This is a genomic window from Psychrobacter sp. W2-37-MNA-CIBAN-0211 (assembly GCF_040309405.1).
GTDB lineage: Bacteria > Pseudomonadota > Gammaproteobacteria > Pseudomonadales > Moraxellaceae > Psychrobacter > Psychrobacter glaciei.
In genome coordinates this window covers 1-234 of sequence record NZ_JBEOOU010000602.1, presented here as the reverse complement: position 1 = coordinate 234, position 234 = coordinate 1, and the positions used below count along the sequence as shown (strand labels likewise).

Here is a 234-nt window from a genome sequence, read left to right as displayed (position 1 = left end):
CGCTTAATGGATGCGATACAGCACAAATTGACCCAATCAGAACAAAAGCTGTCTAACACCGCACATCAGCTTGATACCGTGAGTCCGTTAGCCACATTAAGTCGTGGGTATTCGATTACCAAAGACAATAATGGCAAAGTATTATTTGATGGCGCTAGTGTAAAATCTGGGGATGAAATTCAGACCCAACTTGCCCGAGGTCACATCGCCTCGGTAGTTAAATAACCTCAACTC

1 protein-coding gene is annotated in these 234 nt (G+C 44.0%); it reads left to right on the top strand.

From position 1 onward, the window contains the following. The coding region (locus AAEY72_RS16415) for an exodeoxyribonuclease VII large subunit (RefSeq protein ID WP_352311761.1) at positions 1-225 on the top strand (225 nt) is incomplete at its 5' end. Positions 226-234 lie beyond the last annotated feature (9 nt).